Annotated in this window: 1 protein-coding gene; it reads left to right on the top strand. The window is 63.0% G+C overall.

Features of this window, described 5'->3' with window-relative positions; all coding sequences use genetic code 11:
* Nucleotides 1-450: 450 nt before the first annotated feature.
* On the top strand, nt 451-879 hold a 429-nt coding region (gene petA / locus EN750_RS36665), incomplete at its 3' end, for a ubiquinol-cytochrome c reductase iron-sulfur subunit (RefSeq protein ID WP_127399438.1).

The raw sequence follows: 879 nt of genomic DNA, 5'->3' as shown, positions 1-879 counted from the left end.
GGCGGGGGCCGCCGCCGACGCCAGGCAAATAGTTGAAGATCAGGCAGGAGTTGGAGCCGTAGGCGCCACATTGCAATTCGCCCTTCCAATGGTCGGAGCGAACAGACCAGGTGTCGCGGTCTATGACGTGTGCCATGATGGCAAGGATAGACCCGGCTGGCGCCTTGTGTCGAGCCGAACAGGGGCGTCGGATTTGCGGTTGTTTCCCGGTTGTTTAGCGATGTTTGGCGGCTATCCGGCGTCGCGTTGAGCGGTGGCGGATTTTGTCCCCGCGACAATCTGCCCTTGTGCCTTCACCCGTCTGGACAAAAACGGGCTTCACGCATAAACCGAAGTCCAAATGCCGGAGGAATTCGCAAGCCTGTTCGCCATGCGCTGTCGGGTTGGCGTAATTGAGCGGGGAACAAAGCTCAGCCACCGGCACGGAAGAGGCGAAAGGATCAGGCACCCGTGAGCGCAACCGACACCCAGGATCCCAACCGTCGTGATTTTCTCTACGTCGCCACCGGCATGGCCGCAGTGGTCGGCGCGGGTGCCTTCGCGTGGCCGTTCATCGACCAGATGCGCCCCGATGCCTCGACGCTGGCGCTCGCTTCCGTCGAAGTCGACGTCGCCTCGCTGACGCCGGGCATGTCGCTGATCGTCAAATGGCGCGGCAAGCCGGTCGTGGTCCGCAACCGCACCGAACAGGAAATGAAGGACGGGGAGGCCGTCAAGCTGGCCGATCTCAAGGACCCGATCGCCCGCAACGCCAATCTGCCGGCCGATGCACCGGCGACCGACGCCAACCGCACCACACCCGGCAAGGAAGCCTGGATGGTGATGGTTCAGGTCTGCACCCATCTCGGCTGCATTCCGCTCGGCCAGGAAGGCGATTTC

The sequence above is a fragment of the Mesorhizobium sp. M7A.F.Ca.ET.027.03.2.1 genome (assembly GCF_003999175.1).
In the GTDB taxonomy this organism is placed as follows: Bacteria; Pseudomonadota; Alphaproteobacteria; order Rhizobiales; family Rhizobiaceae; genus Mesorhizobium.
The sequence above is the reverse complement of the archived record's forward strand: the minus strand, read 5'-3'. Positions and strand labels throughout refer to the sequence as shown.